This is a genomic window from Nonomuraea sp. NPDC050404, assembly GCF_040655495.1.
In the GTDB taxonomy this organism is placed as follows: domain Bacteria; phylum Actinomycetota; class Actinomycetes; order Streptosporangiales; family Streptosporangiaceae; genus Nonomuraea.
Genome location: NZ_JBFAKB010000096.1, coordinates 1 through 1,669, shown reverse-complemented (window position 1 = coordinate 1,669; position 1,669 = coordinate 1). Strand labels below are relative to the sequence as shown.

Here is a 1,669-nt window from a genome sequence, read left to right as displayed (position 1 = left end):
CTGGCGCGGGCCCAGGACAGATCCCTCATGGTCGGCTTCAACCGCCGCCACGCCCCCGGCTACGCCGGCCTAGAATATTCTAAGCACAATATCGCTAAGTATTTGAAGAAAGCAATCGAGCAATATCTACCTACGGTTAAAAGGCAGGACTTATGATGAGTGAAAAGTTAAAGACAATTAAAGTGGACCAATGTCAAATATTTAGACACAAAATGAGCTATATTTTTGGAAAGTCAACGAAAAACTAGACACGGAGTTAAGAGAATTTAAGAATTATATTTTTCAAAGTCTTTTGGAGACTTGTAATCAAGACCTGAATGCATCCTTTTTGTATTGTAATAGGTCTCAATGTATTTAAATATTTCTTGAGTAGCCTCAGCTCTTGTCTCAAAATGAGCATCATTAATAAGCTCCCTCTTTAGCGTCTTATAAAAAGACTCCATCATTGCATTGTCATAGGGATTTCCTTTACGACTCATGCTAGATTGAGCACCGACTTGACGAAGAGTAGATTGATAACGAGAGCTTGTATATTGACTCCCTTGATCAGTATGGACAATCAAGCCAGGCTGAGGATGTTCTTTCCCACAAGCTTGTAAGAAGCAATCCCTCACCAGTTTATCTTGCATCCGTGAAGACATTGACCAGCCTACAATCTTACGTGAAAAAACGTCGATATTCACGGCTAAGTATAAGGTGCCTTCTTTGGTAGGGATATAGGTCATGTCTCCCAGCCATACTTTATTAGGAGCTGTTGCTTTAAAGATCTGATTAATTAAATTGGGTCTTGAAAGCGAAGCTCCTTTTCTGTTGTAATGTTTATATTTATAACGGCTTCCCTTGGCATAAAGTCCCATCAAGTGCATCAGTTTCCCAACACGTTTCGTGTTGGTCATAATACCAGTATTATGAAGTACCTTGGTAATTCTAACCGCACCATAGCGTCCCTTATGCTCATGAAAGACAGCTTTTATCTTCTCTGAGAGAATTTCTCTCTCCACTTGTTGTTTTGAAGGACGACGATGCATGTATTCATAGAAACCTGAGCGAGAAACCTTAAGAACTTTTACTGCATGTTTAATTTTTATCTTCCCATGATGTTTCAAGAGAAATTCAAAACGTTTTACTTGCTTCGCTTCAAGAAGACCCGGAACTTTTTTAGAAGTTCAAGTTCCTCCTGAAGATAACGATTTTCTTTCTCTAACAATTTAATCTTATGTTGGGCATTAGCTAGGGCTGTCCCATTGCCTGGAAAAGCACTTTCTCCATATTCTTCAACTTCTTGAACCCAGCGATAAAGACTATTGGCATGAACCTCAAGCTCTTGGCTGACTTCTTTAACAGAGAAACCCTCTTCAAGAATGAGTTTTACTGCAGAATTTTTAAATTGTTTATCGAATTTTCTTCTTGCCATAATAAACCTTTCCACGATTTCTCTTAACTTTGTGTCTAGTTTATTATAACCTTTCCAAACGCTTTTCTTTTTTATGTCTATTTATTTGATAATAGTCCATTCTATGAAACGTTTAAAAGAACGGACAGAAAATTATCAAGTACACGGTTTTACGGTGCTTTGGCTTATGGGGGAAAATTTACCGGTCCCGTGCGGATCGGGGTGCGGCCGGAGTTCGTGCGCATCGCCGGTACGGACCTCTCCCCCGGCGTGCGG

The 1,669-nt window shown here is 40.0% G+C and carries 2 protein-coding genes; one reads left to right on the top strand and one right to left on the bottom strand.

Translation table 11 applies throughout. The features are described 5' to 3' along the window. Positions 1 to 27: 27 nt before the first annotated feature. Positions 28 to 156: a hypothetical protein gene (locus AB0I81_RS64005; protein WP_360680706.1), complete on the top strand. Its 129-nt coding sequence runs from the start codon at positions 28 to 30 to the stop codon at positions 154 to 156. Between the two features lie 110 nt (positions 157 to 266). Here the strand turns inward: AB0I81_RS64005 and AB0I81_RS64000 are convergent. Then, positions 267 to 1,414 (bottom strand): IS3 family transposase gene (locus AB0I81_RS64000; protein WP_152023957.1). Its coding sequence is split into 2 segments (ribosomal slippage): positions 267 to 1,162 and positions 1,162 to 1,414, totalling 1,149 coding nucleotides; the frame shifts between segments, so codons are not numbered across the junction. Between the last annotated feature and the right edge of the window lie 255 nt (positions 1,415 to 1,669).